Here is a 17957-nt window from a genome sequence, read left to right as displayed (position 1 = left end):
GCAGGATATAAGAGAAATTTATGAAAAAGTTAGTGTTAGCCGGTGCTATGTTAGGTACCAGTTTAAGTGTGTTTGCCAATGGTATTAATGCAGCTTCTGATATAAGTGAGGCAATTAGTACCAAATTTGCAGAGTTGGGTGTAACTGTAAAGCAAGTTAATCCAAGTCCAGTGGCGGGGTTGAAAGAATTGATCACCGATAAAGGCGTGCTTTATGCAAGCCCAGATGGCCAATACTTAATGCAAGGCACATTGATTGATTTGAATAATCGTAACAACCTTACTGAACAAGCATTAAATGGTGTGCGTCAAGAAGGCCTAGCTGATTACGAAGATTCAATGATTGTGTATAAAGCTAAAAACGAAAAACACAGTATCACCGTATTTACAGATATTAGTTGCGGTTACTGCCGAAAATTACACCGTGAATTAGACGATTTACTTGATGCGGGCGTTACCGTTAAGTATTTGGCTTTTCCTCGAGGTGGATTACAAGGTTCGGGTTATGCTGATTTAATGAATGTGTGGTGTGCTAAAGATCAGCAAGAAGCGCTTACTGAAGCCAAGTCAGGTGCTGATACTAAAGTCATTGCAGGTTGTCATGCGCCGGTGGCTGAACATTATCAGCTAGGGCAGAGTTTTGGAATTAGTGGCACTCCCGCGATTATTTTAGAAGATGGCACTATGATCCCAGGATACCAACCGGCTGCAGCATTAGTTGCTGCGCTTGAAGCTAATAAACCTTCATAACTTTATAAAGCGTATAAAAAGGCCGCAAGGCCTTTTTTTGTTTTTAATAACTTAAAAGTACATTACCCCAGCATGGAAAAATTGATTCAAGCTCGTCCATACGTTGATGATTCTCACTTACCTGAGTATTTACATCCGGTTATAAAACAGATTTATGCTACTCGCCAAGTAAACCATGCTGATGAGCTGGATAATAGCGCCGCCACCTTACATGACTTTAAGCTTTTTAAAGATATGGATAAAGCAACAACGTTATTATTAGCAGCATTACAATCACAAAGTAATATATTGATTGTTGGAGACTTTGATGCAGATGGTGCAACCAGCACCGCAACATTGATGCAAGGTCTGAGTATGTTTGGCTTTACTCATATAGATTATCTGATCCCGGACAGGTTTAGTTTAGGGTATGGTTTAAGCCCTGCATTAGCTAAGCAAATTGTTACTATAGCGCCTGATTTAGTGATCACCGTTGATAACGGCATTTCGTGCGTTGCGGGTATTGATATTGTAAAATCCGCGGGTATTAAAGTGTTGGTTACCGATCATCACTTACAAGGCGAGCAACTGCCAAACGCAGATGCCATAGTAAATCCAAACCGGTATGACTGCGCGTTTCCATCAAAATCAATTGCGGGGGTCGGGGTCGCATTTTATTTATTAATCGCTCTTCGAAGTGCACTGCGTGATTTAGGTTACTTTAGTGAAAAACCAGCCCCGAATTTAGCTGAACTGCTTGATATAGTTGCTCTTGGTACTGTGGCTGATGTAGTGGCGCTGGATGCTAATAATCGTACATTAGTACACCAAGGCTTAGCTCGAATTCGAAGTGGTAAAACCCGCCCTGGCATAACAGCGTTAATTGAGGTAGCTAACCGTAATGCATCGCGATTAAGTGCCAGTGATTTTGGCTTTTCATTAGCGCCACGGTTAAATGCAGCGGGGCGGCTAGACGACATGAGTTTAGGTATAGCCTGTTTACTGGCAACAGATATAAACCAAGCAAGGCGCATTGCAGGAGAGCTTGATAGCCTAAATGTTGAGCGCCGTGCAATAGAGCAGGGTATGCAAACAGAGGCGCAAGCGGTACTTGACCGTTTAGCATTTTCAGCTGACTCTTTGCCCGATGCAGTTTGCTTATATCAAGATGATTGGCATCAAGGTGTTATTGGTATTTTAGCTGGACGTTTAAAAGAAAAATACCATCGGCCCACGGTTATTTTTGCAGGTGGTGATAACGGTGAAGTTAAAGGCTCATGTCGTTCAATTGAAGGGTTACACATGCGCGACTTACTTGAGCGATTAAATACGGTACATCCGCATTTAATTAGTAAATTTGGTGGCCACGCTATGGCCGCAGGGTTGAGCATTAATGAGCAACACTTTAGTGAGTTTAAGCGTGAATTTGAACGCGCTGTAAGCGAGCAATTGAGTGAAGAACATAAGCTATGTATTTTGCTCAGCGATGGTGAACTTCCCAATGATTGCTTTAGCATGGAGTTTGCTAATTTACTCAAACAAGCTGGCCCGTGGGGACAGCAATTTCCAGAGCCGGTGTTTGAACATACTTTTGAAGTTATTCAGCAGCGTATTGTAGGTGAAAAGCATTTAAAACTGATTCTTAAGCATCAGTCTGGACGTCTAGTTGATGCCATTGCATTTGGCGTTGATATAAAAGCGTGGCCAGATATCGAAGTGCGCTTTGCGCATGTGGCTTATCAGCTCGATATAAATGAATTTAGAGGGAAGTTTACGTTGCAGCTAATTGTACGTGAACTGCAAAAGAGCTCTTAAAAATATCACTGTTGAGTGTATAAAATACTAATAAAGCGCGCGGTTTTTTGTTAAAATCGGGCATTTTATTATCTAAAGGTAATATTTAAAGATAATAAAGTTATTATTAAAGAAATTTATTGGGTACTTACCGAATAAATAAACGAATAAATAGGCTATTTTGGAGTAACGTAGATGTTTGAAGTGAATCCTGTGATTAATCAAATCAAGGAAATTCGCGAACGTACTGAGCTACTTCGGGGGTACCTTTGACTACGCTCATAAACAAGAGCGCTTAGAAGAAGTTAACGCCGAACTAGAAGATTCAGCCGTATGGAGTGAGCCAGAACGCGCACAAGCTCTTGGCCGTGAAAAATCCGCATTAGAGGCAGTTGTAGAAACAATCGATAATCTTGTTGCAGGTACTGATGACGTTGAAGGTTTACTTGAGCTTGCTATAGAAGCAGAAGATATCGATACCTTTAATGAGACTCAAAGTGAGCTAAGTGATTTAAACGAACAACTTGAAGGCTTAGAGTTTCGCCGAATGTTCTCAGGACCTCATGACTCAAACGATGCTTATCTTGATTTACAATCAGGTTCCGGCGGTACAGAAGCACAAGACTGGTGTAACATGCTGCTACGTATGTATTTACGCTGGGGTGAAGCAAAAGGCCTTAAAGTTGAGCTGGTAGAAGCAACCGATGGTGATGTTGCAGGTATTAAAGGGGCAACAGTGCGCTTTATTGGTGAATACGCTTACGGCTGGTTGCGTACCGAAACGGGTGTGCATCGTTTAGTACGAAAAAGCCCGTTTGACTCAAGTGGTCGTCGCCATACTTCTTTTGCTTCTGCATTCGTTTATCCTGAAGTTGATGATAATATTGAAATTGACATAAACCCGTCAGATTTACGCATCGACGTATACCGTGCATCAGGCGCGGGTGGCCAGCACGTAAATACCACCGAGTCAGCGGTTCGTATTACTCATGTGCCCACCAATACTGTGGTGCAGTGTCAGAACGAGCGTTCACAGCATAAAAATAAAGCCCAAGCGATGAAGCAGCTAAAAGCAAAATTATTTGAGCTTGAGGTACAGCAGCAAAATGCTGAGAAGCAAACCCAAGAAGATGCCAAGTCTGACATCGGTTGGGGGAGTCAAATTCGTTCTTACGTACTTGATGATGCACGCGTTAAAGACTTACGCACCGGCGTTGAAAACCGCAATACCCAATCGGTACTTGACGGTAACTTAGATAAATTTATTGAAGCCAGCTTAAAATCTGGTCTCTAACCACCAAGCTAAAAAAGAGCTAAAAATGACTGATCAAATCCAAGACGAAAACAAGTTAATCGCTGAGCGTCGTGGCAAATTAGACGCAATCCGCGAAAATTGCCCAGCCAACGGTCATCCAAACCAATTCCGTCGTGAACATTTTACGACTGACTTGCAAGCTGAGTTTGGTGATAAGAGCAAAGAAGAACTAGTGGAACTTCAGCATGTTGTATCAATTGCTGGACGTATTCTTGCTAAGCGTGGTCCTTTTATGGCAATTCAAGACATGAAAGGTCGCGTACAAGCTTATGCATCTAAAGATGTGCAAAAAGACTTGAAAGCAAAATATGGTCAACTAGATATTGGCGATATTATTGGTGTAAAAGGCGCACTTAATAAATCAGGTAAAGGTGATTTATACGTAGAGATGACTGAGTATGAACTACTTACTAAGTCACTACGGCCATTACCAGAGAAGTTTCATGGCTTATCTGATCAAGAAACTAAGTACCGCCAACGCTACGTTGATTTGATAACTAACGAAGCAACGCGCGAAACATTCCGTATTCGTTCACAAGTGGTTGAAGGCATTCGTCGCTTTTTATCTGAGCGTGACTTTATGGAAGTAGAAACGCCAATGCTACAAGTGATCCCAGGTGGCGCAACGGCGCGCCCGTTTGTGACTCACCATAACGCACTTGATATTGACATGTACCTACGTATAGCGCCTGAGCTTTACTTAAAGCGTTTAGTGGTAGGTGGCTTTGACCGCGTATTTGAAATTAACCGTAACTTCCGCAATGAAGGGTTATCAACGCGTCACAACCCAGAATTCACTATGATTGAGTTCTACCAAGCATACGCTGATTACATTGACCTGATGAATATCACCGAAGACATGCTACGTACTGTTGCAACTAACGTATTGGGCAGCCCAATTGTTGTTAATACAACAAAAGACGAAAATGGCGAAGTAATTGATTCAGTAGAGTACGACTTTGGCCAACCGTTTACACGTTTAAGTATGGCTGACGCTATCTTAAAATATAACCCTGAATTTGACGCGGCCGTATTCAACGACCCAGAAAATCACTTTGACGAATTAAAAGCGTATGCTAAACAAGTGCACGTTAAGATTCCTGAAAATTGTGTATGGGGCCCAGGTAAGTTCTTATGTGAAATATTTGAAGAGACGGCTGAGCACATGCTTATCCAACCTACATTTATAACAGGCTACCCGTGGGAAGTGTCGCCACTTGCACGTCGTAACGATGACAACCCATTTATTACTGACCGTTTTGAGTTTTTTGTTGGTGGTCGTGAACTTGCTAATGGCTTCTCTGAGCTTAACGATGCACAAGATCAAGCTGAGCGCTTTACTCGCCAAGTAGAAGAGAAAGACGCAGGTGATATTGAGGCAATGCATTACGACGAAGACTATATACGCGCACTTGAGTACGGCTTACCTCCTACTGCGGGTGAAGGTATTGGTATTGACCGCCTAGTAATGCTATTTACTGATTCACCAACAATTAAAGATGTGATCTTGTTCCCGCATATGCGTCCACAAGCTGACTAATACTACTTTTTATACAATAATTAAACGCCGCTTTATAGCGGCGTTTTTATATCTAAATTATCTTAACTCAATACGGGGGCTGTTATTTGATACTGCTATCTCAGTCTTTAGAGTTTTTATCAAATGAAGGTATAACTGAGCAAGAGCGTCAAGCTTATTACCGAGCTTGTATAGTTGAGTTTCAACAACTGGGTTATCAAGATCAATAATTAGCTCAGTGTGATGAGCATTTAGTGTCGATACTCGGTATGGAACAATCACTAAAAAAGCAGGAATTTGTGTGATTGCTGTACATGAATGATGTTTTTTTAGCTGTAATGTGTATTCTGTAACCAGACAAACACTTTTAACAACAAAAGTGTTTGACATATTTTCTGAAATCTTTATTATACGCCCCACAAGACGGAGAGGTGGCCGAGTGGCCGAAGGCGCTCCCCTGCTAAGGGAGTATAGGGTTTGTAGCTCTATCGAGGGTTCGAATCCCTCCTTCTCCGCCATTTATTTTATAAATGGTTGTCTTGTAAAGTAAAGAATGGGCGCATAGCTCAGCTGGATAGAGTACCTGGCTACGAACCAGGCGGTCGGAGGTTCGAATCCTCCTGCGCCCACCATCCTTTACAAACTCGTTTAGAGTATAAATAAGAAATAAAAAGTGGGCGCATAGCTCAGCTGGATAGAGTACCTGGCTACGAACCAGGCGGTCGGAGGTTCGAATCCTCCTGCGCCCACCACTTTTGACTCCTTCTTAGAGTATAAATAAGTAAAGCGAGTTATTTATAGTAGAATGTCTGTTAAGACATTAAAATTAAATAGAATGTGGGCGCATAGCTCAGCTGGATAGAGTACCTGGCTACGAACCAGGCGGTCGGAGGTTCGAATCCTCCTGCGCCCACCACTTTCTATTTAAAGTAACCGACATTAAGTCGGTTTTTTTATGCCTAAAATTTATTAACGTCTATTTTTTAAGAGCTGGCTGTAGCCACGAAAATCCATTACTTGCCACTAAGGTAATATAACCAAAGCGGATTTCCTCGGTCAAGATTGCGCTAAATGTCTCGAATGGCAGTATGGTAAGTAGCACTTTGCTGAGTAAATTACACCCAGCGAGACACGTCAGCGTTGAAACGATAACCTATTGATTAAAATCCTACGCTTAAACCAAATAGTAAACCACTAATAAAAAATAAACTGTTTGTGCTATGGCGTGAATTACCAGGTAGCTTTATTCGTTAAATCGAAAAGGTGAGAGCAACCAAAACAGAAATATAAGTTTGAGATAGTCGATGACTAAACTCCTGAGCCGTATATTTATACGAGGGGTATAAACATACGGCTCAGGATTATTTTGATTCAAGTCTTTATAAAATCATAGTTAGAAAAGTAAGCTTAAGTTGAGTCTAATAGTACGTGGCTCGATAGGGTGAAAATGATTATCTTCAACGCCTTCGCTTGGCTCACCCGTTAAACGAGATGCATAATAGTAGTCAATATCGTGATCGTTACTATCAAACATGTTTAACAACTCTAAACCGACCTTCCAGTGTGTTTGTTGATAGCTAACTAAGCCATTTACTACCGTTAAGGGCTCTGAGCGTTGCTCGCCATCATCAGTCAGTGTGCGTTTACCTATGTGGCGTACGCGTAATGAACTTTGCCATTGCTCGGTGATATGCCAATTTACGCCGGTACTTGCAACTACGGGCACGGCACCTTCTATACGGTCGTTTTCATCTGTGATATCTAATCGTGAATGGGTAAATGAGGCCTCAGCATCTAGGCTTAGCGTGTCACTTAGCCAATAGTAAGCGCTTAGCTCAAGACCGTAACGTTCTGATGCGTCACTCGCTTCGGTGTTACCAGCATCACCTACAAACAGTAACTCCGAGTCCAATGTGAGCCACCATAAGGCCGCAGATATATTAAATTTATTTTGGTCAAAGTAGCGTAAGCCTAATTCAGCGCCATTACTTTGTACTAGTAAGTCAACTTTTTCAGCCACATCTAAACTGACAGGATCTTGCGTAATGGTTGCGCCGCGTGCGTCATTCGAGTGGAACGACTGACCCCAGTTAGCGTAAGCGGCTAAGTTATCTGTAAAGGTGTAATTTAAGCTACCTTTAAAGCTGACTAAGTCATCATCGGCGTTGCCGGAGTTAAGTGTATTATTACTATTAACATCGGCATCAAAATAATCGTAACGTACGCCGACGGTTGCCTCTAAGCGTTCACTGAGTGTGAGTTGAGATTGCCAAAAAGCAGAATAACTGGTTTCAACGATAGCGTCTTCTCTTACCGTACTTAGTAGCATGCGCGCTTGTGTATTATATAAGCCAACTTGATCAATATCGTCTCGGCGAATTTCTACACCGGCAGTATTTTGCACTGGCACAATCCACTGCTGCTGGGCAAACTGATAGCTCAGTTCACCGCCTGAAATAGTTCGACTGTCGCGTTGTCTAAATTGGTCGCCATTAACGGGATCATTTAAAAAATAAGAAAAATTAGAGTATAAGTCCATGTCATAATCAATAACATAGGCACTGGCTTTTACGTGTTGGCCTTGCCAGTTTGCAGATAGACTATAACGGCTAGAGCTACCGCCGACGGTTTTATCTAATGAACCAAGTTCAGTAATAATATCTTGATCTACAGCTCTTTGTGGAATTTGATCGGCCGAATTCCAGCTATTGTCATAAGCAAGAGCTGTAATTGATAAGTCACCACCAAGGGCACTACCTACATAACGTAACATGGCATTTTTTTTATCTACATCTTCGTTTATATCTTGCCAAGGTCCATCGTAACCATGCCACTCAGCGGCACCAATCAACTTACCTTCACCAACGCTTGCACTGCCGAGCATTACAGCACGGCGGTAACCATCTTCACCAACAGCTAAATTAACTTGCTGATGAGTAAGGCTGTCTATTAAGTGGAATTCGGCACTACCCGCTGTTGAAAAATCCCCTTGGTTGGCATCATACGCGCCTTTTTGGTAGTTAATTGTGGAGATTGCTTCGGGAATGATGAAGTTTAAATCTGTGTAGCCTTGACCGTGTCCATGGCCATGGCTGCGCATATTGATTGGCATACCATCAATACTGGTAGCAAAGTCAGTGCCGTGATCAAGGTTAAAACCGCGAATAAAATATTGGTTCGCCTTACCTGAACCACTGTGTTGAGTTACGGCCATACCGGGTATCAGCTCTAACATCTCAGAGCTACGTAACATCGGACGCTCTTCAATTTCACCTTGGCCGATAATACCGCTTGATGCACTGATGGCATCACCTATCAAACCAGTTCGATGACCATATACGGTCACCTTTTCTATATTGGCCAATGCTGCGCTGGAGCTGAATAAGCACCCCGATATTATTAAGAAACTTCGCATTATCACATCCTTATATTAATATTATTAATTTTACATAGATAGCATAATTGTTAATACGAGTCATTGAGTGATTTAGATGCAAAAAATTTGCTCTATATGTAGAATGTGTTATTTTAAATAAAATATTCCAAGATTTAAAAGGGCGAGGAATTTTAATTGTGTTGTCATTATAAACTAAATTTATCTCCGTACTTGCAGTATTAAGCAGTGTGTTACTAGGAAGTAGTTGTTAAAGTGTAGATACTGAAAAAGTAGAAGATAAATAGTTGAAGTCACAAACTTTTATAAGCAAGTGATGTTGGCAGCTCCTGTGTTATCCAGTAATGTGAATAATTTATCACTTGCAGATCACCAAGTAGCTAATAATAAAGTTGTTGGGAAGTATAAAACAGCGAGTGAAGTTGATTATAGTCGGCTTAAATTGGCAGCAGCGTATAGGTGCTTACTGGTAACATTGTGATATTCCGATAGGTAAAGTGTGTTAACAGGCACAATGCTAATTGCTGGCTTGGTTTCTAGCATTAATAGTTATGAAGTATTTGGCCGAGCGGATGGTAACTCTAATGCTATTGTCAGTTATTTTCTAAATGAAGTAGGGCGTAAGTATTTAACTGGGTTATTCTAAGGTGACAGATTAAAGCAGTTAGCGAGTCATCAACGTGAGTCGCTTACAGGTCATCTATACTTGCACGCCAGTGATATTGATGTACTGTTTAATGGCACTGACCATACGGATAATCATCAAGAGGGTGGCATGATGCAAGGGACAGCCAGATGAACACTAATGCACTAGCAAAGGCCCTTGCGCTAAATGATATGCGCTTTGAAAAGCAAGTGCTTGATTCGTTGACTGACGGTAAGCGGCGCGTATGGCAAAAAATAGGTTGGGGGCCAAGTGAAAACTCGCTCTAAAACAAAGATGGTAATACGGGCACTATTTATTTACCAAATATCCAAGGTGGACACGAGTTTACACCGGCGGTGCAAATACAGTACCGAGCCACTGAGCAAAACTTGTCGGCTGCGGGTATGCTAATGCAGGCTAACTTCAACAAGCATTTACTAAATTAAATTGTTAGTACGACTTAACTAGCAAGAACTGATAAGCAACAAACAACAAGCATTAAAATTAACGAGGAACTCTTTTATGCGATATTCTTTTATTGCCCTCTCTATTTCATTAGCAAGTATGGTCTGCGCTTCTACAAATGTGAGCGCCGGACAGTGGCAGTCTGATGTTATTGGTGTTCAGCAATCTCAACTTAATAGTGAACACTGGTTAACCGAAAAAGTAAGTGCTAAGGCAATTATGAGCCAAGCGCAAATTAGTGGTTTTAATGAAAAGCTAATTAGTGACAACAAACATATTGTTGATCCGCTTGACTATGTTACGTCATTATCGGGCGCTAAATTAAAAGAGAAAATTTTTAGTATAAGTTCAGTGCCAAAAAGTACTCGTTTTTACCCTAACGGCAAACAATTAACAGACAAAGACTTTGCTAAATATACTGCAAACCTTAATGTAGACGAGGTCGCTGATAACAACCCAGTTAAATTTGCTGTTGCCGTTAAACGCACCGAACTGCGTACTTTTCCAACAATGGATCGCGTGCTCAATAGTGGTCTTGATGAAGATTTAGATCGCTTTCAAGAAAGTGGTTTATTCCCAGGCGATACCATGGCGGTGTTACACCAAAGCGCAGATAAAAAATGGCTATTAGTTCGCGCTTATAATTACTTAGCTTGGGTGCCTGAACAAGACGTTGCTTATAGCGATAAAGCCACCATCAAAGATTTTAAAGAAGACGATAACTTCTTACTGGTCACTGGTGCAAAAGTCTATACTGCTTATGTACCCGATGATAAAACAGTATCGCAAGTGCAACTTGATATGGGAGTACGTTTACCGTTAATGCCCGCAGATAAAGTGCCAAACTTATTAAATGGTCAAAATACCTATGCTAACTACGTGGTGCAATTACCTACCCGTAACGCTAAAGGGCAGCTTGAGATAAAACCAGCGCTCATTAGTCGCAGCAGCGATGTAAGTAAAGGATACCTGCCTTATACTCAAGAAAACTTAGTTAAGCAAGGCTTTAAGTTTTTAGGTGAGCGTTATGGTTGGGGGCACGATTACAACGGTCGTGACTGTACTGGTTTTGTAGGCGAAGTTTATAAAAGTTTTGGTTTATTAATGCCGCGTAATTCAGGCCAGCAGGGAGGCGGTGAATATGGTATAAACCATCGTTTTGACAAGCAAAGCACCGAGCAGCAAAAGCGTGAAGTGATAGATACCATGCAAGTGGGTGACTTAATTTATATCCCCGGCCACGTAATGATGTATTTAGGTGAGCAAGACGGTCAGCCTTACGTTATCCATGATGTAAAAGGACTTGGCTACAATAAAGCCGATGGTAGCTTTTATTCAAGCTCGCTAAACGGAGTGTCTGTAACGCCGTTGTTGCCACTGCGTCTATCGCAAAAAACGAGCTACCTCGACCGTACTTACAACATTAAACGTATTCGCTAAGGCCTGATTATGAAAATTACTGCAGTTCGCTTTGCTAAATTAAAAGTGCCATTAGTAACGCCTTTCAAAACAGCGTTACGTGAAGTAAGTTTTATTGAAGACTTAGTCGTTATTATAGAAACTGACCACGGTGAAGTTGGCTATGGCTCTGCGGCATCAACGCCGGTGATCACCGGCGATACGCACCAAGGTATGATTGGGGTTATTAAGCAATTTATTGCGCCTAAGCTGCTAGGTATGGAAGTAGAGAACCTTAGTCAATTATGCCAAATTATCCAGTCAACCGTAGTAGGTAACACGAGTGCTAAAGCGGCTCTTGAACTGGCAGTTTATGACTTATGGGGCAAACTTTATAATGCGCCACTTTATAAGTTACTAGGTGGCGGCGCGAAAAATTTACGCACCGACATTACTATTAGTGTCGATAATATTGATAAAATGCTCGCAGACTGTCAACTTGCAGTTGAGCAAGGTTTTGACATTCTTAAAGTGAAAATCGGCAATAATTTACAGCAAGATATTGAGCGAGTAGCAAAAATTTACCAAGGCTTTGGTAATAAAACGCAAATACGCCTTGATGTTAATCAAGGCTGGCAAGCAAAAGAAACGGTATTTGCCTTACAGCAACTTGAAAATCAAAATGTGCAGCTTGAGCTTGTTGAGCAACCTGTGAAAAGTGATGATTTTAAAGGCTTAAAGTATATTACTGAACGAGTAAATACGCCAATTATGGCTGATGAGAGTGCTTTTTCGCCTAATCAAGTTATTCAGCTGTTAGAACAAAATGCGGTTGATATTATTAATATTAAAGTGATGAAAACAGGCGGTTTAAGTCGCGCTATAGAAATTGCGAATATAACCGCACAGTATCAAGCTGATTGTATGATTGGCTGCATGCTTGAAGGTAGTATTGCTGTTGCGGGTGCCGCGCATTTAGCTTCAGCAAAAGCACAGCAAATTAATAAAATAGATTTAGACGGTCCAGCCCTTGGCAAGTACGATCCAGTACAAGGTGGCGTGGTATTTAATGGCCCAGATATCACCTTAAGTGATGCCCCTGGGCTTGGTATAAGCCATATTGATGGTTTAATCGCAATTGACGATGGAGTATGGCCTTTATGAAAAAGACGCTTGCAATAATCACGACCTTTGCGGTTGTAGGTTGTAGTGCTACAAATGATGACATATCAGCTAAAACAGCTGTTATTGATAATAGCCATAAACAGTTAGTGGTGGTGGTCGCAAAAGACAACGAAGCCATTGACGGCACGTTGTATCGTTTTGAACTTAAGAATAATAGCTGGCAACAGCTTGGAGATGCACACCAAGTAGTACTTGGACGCACGGGGTTAGCGTGGGGTATTGGTTTACATCCTAAGCAAATAGGCCAGCAAAAACAAGAAGGCGACGGTAAAGCGCCAGCGGGTATTTTTGAGCTTGGTACAGCCTTTGGTTATTTAGACTCATTACAAACTAACATGACTTACCAAGGTATGAGCGCCGATGACTATTGTATTGATGTTCAAGGCTCGCCATTTTATAACCAATTAGTTGATAAATCAGTCGTTGGTGAAAAAGCCGTAGAAGGTTCGTCTGAATGGATGCGCCGTGATATTTATAGCCAAGACAATCTTTATAAGAAAGGTATTGTGGTTAAGCACAATAGCGAAAATATAAATGGCGCCGGCAGTTGTATTTTTATGCACTTATGGCGTGCTGAATCTAAGCCAACCGCTGGTTGCACTGCAATGGATGAGAAAAATATGGACGCACTACTAGCTTGGTTAGATGAAGCTAAAAAACCGTTATTAGTTAGCCTAACGAAAAGTCAATATCAGCAAAAACAAACCACTTGGCAGCTACCTAGACTTTAGGTAGCGCCTTATTAATATAACTGTTTTAAAATTAAAAAATATAACAGTTTTCTTTTTGTTGTTTTAATGGAATAATATATTCCTTTAGCGATTCTCTATTAGGATAAATAATGAGCGTACAATATACTTTACTAGATTGGCTCGTGTTTGCAGGCTATGGTGCAATCCTGTTATTGAGTGGTTGGTGGTTTAATCGCAAACGCGCAAACTCAAGTCAAGATTTCTTCTTAGGCGGTAATAGTATGCCTACGTGGATGGTAGCCATTTCAGTATTAGCTACCTCACAATCTGCAGCAACATTTATCGGCGGTCCGGACCAAGGCTATCAAGGTGACTTATCTTATTTAGCGACAAATATTGGTGCGTTGGTTGCCGCTTTTATAGTTTCAGTTTTTCTTATTCCTAAGTTTTACCAACAACAAGTTTATACCGTTTACGAATTACTCGAAAAGCGTATTGGCCCTCAAGCGAAGCGCCGCAGTGGTTTAATGTATTTATTTGGTCGAATATTTGCTAGTGGTGCACGTTTATATATGGCTGCTATTGCTGTAGCTATGATCCTATATGGTAACATTGAAGCGCAAAGTGTTATTGTCGCTACATTACTATTAGCTTTAGTGGGACTTTTATACACCGTATTTGGTGGTATTCGTAGTGTTATTTATTCAGATGTACTGCAAACTGTTGTTTATGTTAGCGCTGCGATTGCAGTTATTTGGTGTTTACTGATATTAATTCCTGCTGACTTTTCGACTATTTTAGCAGCTATGAATGAACCGGGTAACGGCGCAGATTCAAAACTTGCAATATTTAAGTTTGACTTAGATTTTGGTCCTAGTGGCGTATTCAATATGGCCTCAGTTTTGACGGGCTTTGTACTATTAAATATTGCTGCGTTTGGTCTTGACCAAGATATGACTCAGCGCTTATTAACCTGTAAAAGTGCCAAAGAAGGCAGCAAAGCATTAGTGCTTTCTATCGTGATGGTTATTCCGGTAATGTTAGTATTTATATTTATTGGTTTACTGCTTTATATTGTGTATCAACAGCCAACGCTTATGAATAGTACTGGTACGCAAGTTGTACAAGAATTCAACGGCGAAAAAATTACTATTTTTATGTACTACGTTTTAAATGAAGCGCCAGCGGGTGTTAAAGGGTTAGTCAGCGTAGGTATTATTGCTGCAGCTATTTCTACTTTAAACTCAGGTTTAAGCTCCATGTCGTCGGTTATTGTGCAAGATTTATATCGGCCATATTTAGCTGCTAAAAATAAGCAGGTTGATGACAACCACTTTGTTAAAGCGGGTCGTTTTGGTATGGCTGTAGTGAGTGCCGCACTGGCTGTGATGGCTATTCTTTGTTACTTTTGGCAGCAATATAGCGATATGCCGCTACTTAAGTTTGCACTTAGTGTCATGGTGTTTTCATACAGTGGCCTACTGGGTGTTTATTTCACGACCTTATTTACCAAGCGCGGTAGTGAAGGATCGGTACTTGCAGCATTAATCATCGGCTTTAGCATTACCTTATTAATGCAGCCATATATGGTTGATTGGTTACTACCAGAAAGTATGCGCTTTTCACTTGGCTTTACATGGCAGTTATGTATTGGCACGGCACTTTCAACGCTTGTGTGTTGCATAGGTAAAGCACAGTCTAAACCTTTAGAAAGCAGCACCACGCCCGAGCAGCCAGCATGAATATAAAGTATTTACTTGCGATTGATGGCGGTGGTACAAAAACTCTCGCCAAACTAATTAATACCGATTCAGCCCAAGAGTATACAGCCCAAGCCGGCGCAGCATCGATTTATAACGACTTTGATGGCGCCGTGGATAGCTTGCAGCAGGTAATAACGCACCTATGTAAACAAAGCGGTGCGACACCTGAACAGATTCTCGCTGTAATGGGGCTCGCTGGTGGCTCATCAACACAGTTAGTAGATCGTGTTAAAGCGGTATTAAAACGGGTTTTTAAACTTGAGTTTGCCAAACTTAATATTGTCAGTGATGCGCATACTTCACTATATGGCGCCAACCTTGGTGAGCCGTGTGTGGTGATTGCACTTGGTACCGGCGCTGTGGGTGCGCGTTTAAGTGCTGATGGCAGTACTAAAATTGTGGCCGGTTGGGGCTTTCCTGTTGATGATTTTGGCGGCGGCGCGCGTCTAGGCTTACATGGCGTGCAGCAATTACTTGAAGATATTGACCGCCATGACGGACCAACCAGCAAACTTACTAAGCAGCTTAGTGAGCAAATAGGCGATAACCGTAGCGTTATTTCCAGTTGGCTACGTGATGCTAAGGCGGGTGATTATGCACGCTTTAGCCCGCTGATTTTTAGTTTGCAAAAGCAGTGCGCGGTGCCGACTCGGTACTTGCCAAACATATCCAAGATGTAACCCAATTAATTGAAAAGTCGCGTGATTCAGCGCAATTACCAACTATTGTGATTGGTGGTTTAGGCGATGTCAGCGTGGCTTTACTTGATACCAAAATACAACAAAGCTTATCTTTTCGTCGAGGAGACTCACTAACCGGTGCGGCAATATTGGCCGCCATAGAGTACGACGAATTAACTAATAAAGGACACTATAATGAGCTCTGAAAATGTCTTTAACCAACAAAGTCAGTTGCTAAAAGAATTAAACGGCATTGTCTCTGAAGGGCAAAATCCAGATACACTTGATATTGATTTACTCGATAGCGAAGGTGTATTGACCAAAATAAATAATGAAGACCAAAAAGTAGCATACGCTGTGCAGTTGGTGATTCCACAAATTGCCAAAGCAGTTGATTGCATTGTTGATGCGTTTAAGGTGGAAGGTCGTCTGATTTATATCGGTGCTGGCACCAGTGGTCGTTTAGGTATTTTAGATGCCGTTGAATGTGCGCCTACTTATAGTGTAAGTGAGCAGCAAGTAATGGGTATTATCGCTGGTGGGGAAACAGCGTTTAAAAAAGCCGTAGAAGGCGCTGAAGATAGCACCACACTCGGTGCTGAAGACTTAAAAGCAATTAACTTACAAGCAAAAGATGTCGTTGTAGGCATTGCAGCCAGTGGCCGTACTCCCTATGTATGCGCTGCCATTGAATACGCTAAGTCTTTAGGGTGCGTTACCGTAGGGGTTACCTGTAACCCAGATTCAGCTGTGATGCGTTTACCACAAGTTGGTATTTGCCCTGTAGTGGGTGCAGAAGCGGTAACGGGATCAACTCGTATGAAATCAGGGACAGCGCAAAAGCTAGTGTTGAATATGCTGAGTACCGCTAGCATGATCCGAAGCGGTAAAGTATATAAAAACCTTATGGTTGATGTGAGTGCCAGTAATGAAAAGTTACATGCCCGAGCTATTCGTATCGTAATGCAAGCAACCGAGTGTAGTCACGAAACAGCTGTTGCAGCGCTTAAAGAAGCAGACCAAAGTGCAAAGCTTGCTACATTGATTGTTTTAACAGGCCATAATGGCGAAAAAGCGAAGCAGCTGCTAACTCAAGCAGATGGCTTTTTACGTAAAGCTGTGGAGTTATAATGGTTAAATATATTCTGAGTGTATGTGTATTGTTACTTACCGCTTGCAGTAATAACGTAACTACGATTACAGAGACTAATTCCACTAAAGGCCAGGCGTTAAGTGTTGCAGCCGCGCAGTATGACATTTATTTACCAGCTTTAAAGGGCAAAAGTGTTGGCCTTGTGGTTAATCAAACTTCACAAGTTAATGGCACTCATATTGTCGATTTACTGCGTAAAAAAAACGTCAACGTCACTAAAATATTTGCACCAGAGCATGGTTTTCGTGGGGATCATGATGCAGGTGCTCATGTAAAAAGCACGGTTGATGAGAAAACCGGCATTGATGTAGTTTCTATTTACGGTAGCAATAAAAAGCCAAATAGTGATGTTTTGAGTGAATTAGATGTGATCATCTTTGATATTCAAGATGTGGGTGTGCGCTTTTATACGTATATAAGCTCGATGCATTATATGATGGAAGCAGCAGCACAAAATGATATCGAGTTTATCGTTCTAGATAGACCTAATCCAAACATTGCTTATGTTGATGGGCCTATTTTAGATCTTGCGTTTCAATCATTTGTAGGCATGCACGAAATCCCGGTTTTACACGGTATGACCGTCGGTGAGCTGGCCAAAATGATTAAAGGTGAAGGCTGGATAGATCAAGCTAAAAAGCTTAACTTGACTGTTGTGCCAGTGGCTAATTATAGCCGTGATATGCCATACAGCTTACCCGTTAAACCAAGCCCTAATCTACCTAACGATCAGTCAATAGCGCTTTACCCGTCACTGTGCTTTTTTGAAGCAACGCCAATTACTATTGGTCGCGGCACTGACTTTCCGTTTCAAGTGATAGGTTACTCACCCGTTGCATTAGGTGAATTTAGCTTTAAACCACGTGCCATTAAAGGTGCTTCAATGAATCCTAAGTTTAAAGATATAGAAGTACAAGGCCAAGATTTACGCAAAGCCACTATTGAAGGGCTCGATCTTGGCTTATTTATTGATGCATACCATAAATTATCAGCCGCTGATGAAACCTTCTTTGAGCGTGCTGGCTTTATGGATAAACTTGCTGGCACTGACAAATTACGTTTAGCTATCGAAGCAGGGAAGACAGAAGCGCAAATAAAACAAAGCTGGCAATTAGACTTAGAAGCCTTTAAACAACAGCGTAAAAAGTACTTGTTGTATAAGTAAAGTTAATCTAAGTAAAGAACACAAACGTAGCTTAGGCTACGTTTTTTATTACCTTATCTA

Annotated in this window: 16 protein-coding genes and 4 tRNA genes; 18 read left to right on the top strand and 2 right to left on the bottom strand. The window is 41.5% G+C overall.

The features are described from left to right. Positions 1 to 20 precede the first annotated feature (20 nt). From dsbC to lysS, 4 genes are all read left to right on the top strand, one after another. A complete protein-coding gene (dsbC, locus tag ACT3S9_RS11450) occupies positions 21 to 749 on the top strand; it encodes a bifunctional protein-disulfide isomerase/oxidoreductase DsbC (RefSeq protein WP_441835616.1) in 729 nt (242 codons plus the stop codon). Between the two features lie 72 nt (positions 750 to 821). Then, positions 822 to 2543, top strand: a complete 1722-nt coding sequence (gene recJ, locus ACT3S9_RS11445; protein ID WP_441835615.1) for a single-stranded-DNA-specific exonuclease RecJ — start codon at positions 822 to 824, stop codon at positions 2541 to 2543. Positions 2544 to 2717: 174 nt separating this feature from the next. Further along, positions 2718 to 3816 (top strand): peptide chain release factor 2 gene (gene prfB, locus ACT3S9_RS11440; protein ID WP_441835614.1). Its coding sequence is split into 2 segments (ribosomal slippage): positions 2718 to 2792 and positions 2794 to 3816, totalling 1098 coding nucleotides; the frame shifts between segments, so codons are not numbered across the junction. Between the two features lie 25 nt (positions 3817 to 3841). After that, positions 3842 to 5377, top strand: coding sequence for a lysine--tRNA ligase (gene lysS, locus ACT3S9_RS11435; protein WP_441835613.1), 1536 nt, complete (start codon positions 3842 to 3844; stop codon positions 5375 to 5377). Between the two features lie 57 nt (positions 5378 to 5434). On the opposite strand, the gene ACT3S9_RS11430 is transcribed toward lysS, so the two are convergent. Continuing rightward, entirely contained in the window at positions 5435 to 5746 is a 312-nt protein-coding gene (locus ACT3S9_RS11430; protein WP_441835623.1) for a hypothetical protein, read from the bottom strand. A gap of 35 nt (positions 5747 to 5781) precedes the next feature. On the opposite strand from ACT3S9_RS11430, the gene ACT3S9_RS11425 reads away from it, so the two are divergent. The 4 genes from ACT3S9_RS11425 to ACT3S9_RS11410 all read left to right on the top strand — a co-directional run bounded on the left by ACT3S9_RS11425 (position 5782) and on the right by ACT3S9_RS11410 (position 6272). Further along, positions 5782 to 5874 (top strand) — tRNA-Ser (locus ACT3S9_RS11425). Positions 5875 to 5911: 37 nt separating this feature from the next. After that, a tRNA-Arg gene (locus ACT3S9_RS11420) sits at positions 5912 to 5988 on the top strand. 43 nt (positions 5989 to 6031) lie between these two features. Then, a tRNA-Arg gene (locus tag ACT3S9_RS11415) sits at positions 6032 to 6108 on the top strand. A gap of 87 nt (positions 6109 to 6195) precedes the next feature. Beyond that, a tRNA-Arg gene (locus ACT3S9_RS11410) sits at positions 6196 to 6272 on the top strand. A 477-nt stretch (positions 6273 to 6749) separates the two neighbouring features. Here the strand turns inward: ACT3S9_RS11410 and ACT3S9_RS11405 are convergent. Next, positions 6750 to 8771, bottom strand: coding sequence for a TonB-dependent receptor (locus tag ACT3S9_RS11405; RefSeq protein ID WP_441834828.1), 2022 nt, complete (start codon positions 8769 to 8771; stop codon positions 6750 to 6752). Between the two features lie 493 nt (positions 8772 to 9264). Here ACT3S9_RS11405 and ACT3S9_RS11400 point away from each other — a divergent pair, with 493 nt between their 5' ends. From ACT3S9_RS11400 to ACT3S9_RS11355, 10 genes are all read left to right on the top strand, one after another. Further along, positions 9265 to 9396 (top strand): hypothetical protein, encoded by a 132-nt coding sequence (locus ACT3S9_RS11400; protein WP_444750948.1) that lies wholly within the window; start codon positions 9265 to 9267, stop codon positions 9394 to 9396. A 149-nt stretch (positions 9397 to 9545) separates the two neighbouring features. Then, a complete protein-coding gene (locus ACT3S9_RS11395) occupies positions 9546 to 9683 on the top strand; it encodes a hypothetical protein (protein WP_441834830.1) in 138 nt (45 codons plus the stop codon). Between the two features lie 235 nt (positions 9684 to 9918). After that, a complete protein-coding gene (locus ACT3S9_RS11390) occupies positions 9919 to 11301 on the top strand; it encodes an NlpC/P60 family protein (RefSeq protein ID WP_441834831.1) in 1383 nt (460 codons plus the stop codon). A gap of 9 nt (positions 11302 to 11310) precedes the next feature. Continuing rightward, a complete protein-coding gene (locus tag ACT3S9_RS11385) occupies positions 11311 to 12423 on the top strand; it encodes a dipeptide epimerase (protein ID WP_441834832.1) in 1113 nt (370 codons plus the stop codon). Beyond that, entirely contained in the window at positions 12420 to 13175 is a 756-nt protein-coding gene (locus tag ACT3S9_RS11380; protein ID WP_441834833.1) for a L,D-transpeptidase family protein, read from the top strand. Before ACT3S9_RS11385 ends, ACT3S9_RS11380 begins: the two co-directional genes overlap by 4 nt. A 110-nt stretch (positions 13176 to 13285) precedes the next feature. After that, positions 13286 to 14878 (top strand): sodium:solute symporter, encoded by a 1593-nt coding sequence (locus ACT3S9_RS11375; protein ID WP_441834834.1) that lies wholly within the window; start codon positions 13286 to 13288, stop codon positions 14876 to 14878. Continuing rightward, positions 14875 to 15579, top strand: coding sequence for a BadF/BadG/BcrA/BcrD ATPase family protein (locus ACT3S9_RS11370; protein ID WP_441834835.1), 705 nt, complete (start codon positions 14875 to 14877; stop codon positions 15577 to 15579). The genes ACT3S9_RS11375 and ACT3S9_RS11370 overlap by 4 nt, the downstream gene beginning before the upstream one ends. Beyond that, complete coding sequence (locus tag ACT3S9_RS11365) at positions 15534 to 15785, top strand: hypothetical protein (protein WP_441834836.1); 252 nt, start codon at positions 15534 to 15536, stop codon at positions 15783 to 15785. The genes ACT3S9_RS11370 and ACT3S9_RS11365 overlap by 46 nt, the downstream gene beginning before the upstream one ends. Continuing rightward, on the top strand, positions 15775 to 16710 hold the full coding sequence (murQ, locus tag ACT3S9_RS11360) for an N-acetylmuramic acid 6-phosphate etherase (RefSeq protein ID WP_441834837.1): 936 nt from the start codon (positions 15775 to 15777) through the stop codon (positions 16708 to 16710). The genes ACT3S9_RS11365 and murQ overlap by 11 nt, the downstream gene beginning before the upstream one ends. Continuing rightward, complete coding sequence (locus ACT3S9_RS11355; protein ID WP_441834838.1) at positions 16710 to 17897, top strand: exo-beta-N-acetylmuramidase NamZ family protein; 1188 nt, start codon at positions 16710 to 16712, stop codon at positions 17895 to 17897. Before murQ ends, ACT3S9_RS11355 begins: the two co-directional genes overlap by 1 nt. Positions 17898 to 17957 lie beyond the last annotated feature (60 nt).

It is taken from the genome of Pseudoalteromonas sp. AOP31-A2-14, from assembly GCF_052378035.1.
Classification (GTDB): Bacteria; Pseudomonadota; Gammaproteobacteria; order Enterobacterales; family Alteromonadaceae; genus Pseudoalteromonas.
The sequence above is the reverse complement of the archived record's forward strand: the minus strand, read 5'-3'. Positions and strand labels throughout refer to the sequence as shown.

Excerpts from the sequence above, each read along its gene's own strand:
- dsbC (WP_441835616.1), top strand. The coding sequence starts at position 21 with ATGAAAAAGTTAGTGTTAGCCGGTGCTATGTTAGGTACCAGTTTAAGT.
- recJ (WP_441835615.1), top strand. The coding sequence starts at position 822 with ATGGAAAAATTGATTCAAGCTCGTCCATACGTTGATGATTCTCACTTA.
- lysS (WP_441835613.1), top strand. The coding sequence starts at position 3,842 with ATGACTGATCAAATCCAAGACGAAAACAAGTTAATCGCTGAGCGTCGT.
- ACT3S9_RS11430 (WP_441835623.1), bottom strand. The coding sequence starts at position 5,746 with ATGTCAAACACTTTTGTTGTTAAAAGTGTTTGTCTGGTTACAGAATAC.
- ACT3S9_RS11405 (WP_441834828.1), bottom strand. The coding sequence starts at position 8,771 with ATGCGAAGTTTCTTAATAATATCGGGGTGCTTATTCAGCTCCAGCGCA.
- ACT3S9_RS11400 (WP_444750948.1), top strand. The coding sequence starts at position 9,265 with ATGCTAATTGCTGGCTTGGTTTCTAGCATTAATAGTTATGAAGTATTT.
- ACT3S9_RS11395 (WP_441834830.1), top strand. The coding sequence starts at position 9,546 with ATGAACACTAATGCACTAGCAAAGGCCCTTGCGCTAAATGATATGCGC.
- ACT3S9_RS11390 (WP_441834831.1), top strand. The coding sequence starts at position 9,919 with ATGCGATATTCTTTTATTGCCCTCTCTATTTCATTAGCAAGTATGGTC.
- ACT3S9_RS11385 (WP_441834832.1), top strand. The coding sequence starts at position 11,311 with ATGAAAATTACTGCAGTTCGCTTTGCTAAATTAAAAGTGCCATTAGTA.
- ACT3S9_RS11380 (WP_441834833.1), top strand. The coding sequence starts at position 12,420 with ATGAAAAAGACGCTTGCAATAATCACGACCTTTGCGGTTGTAGGTTGT.
- ACT3S9_RS11375 (WP_441834834.1), top strand. The coding sequence starts at position 13,286 with ATGAGCGTACAATATACTTTACTAGATTGGCTCGTGTTTGCAGGCTAT.
- ACT3S9_RS11370 (WP_441834835.1), top strand. The coding sequence starts at position 14,875 with ATGAATATAAAGTATTTACTTGCGATTGATGGCGGTGGTACAAAAACT.
- murQ (WP_441834837.1), top strand. The coding sequence starts at position 15,775 with ATGAGCTCTGAAAATGTCTTTAACCAACAAAGTCAGTTGCTAAAAGAA.
- ACT3S9_RS11355 (WP_441834838.1), top strand. The coding sequence starts at position 16,710 with ATGGTTAAATATATTCTGAGTGTATGTGTATTGTTACTTACCGCTTGC.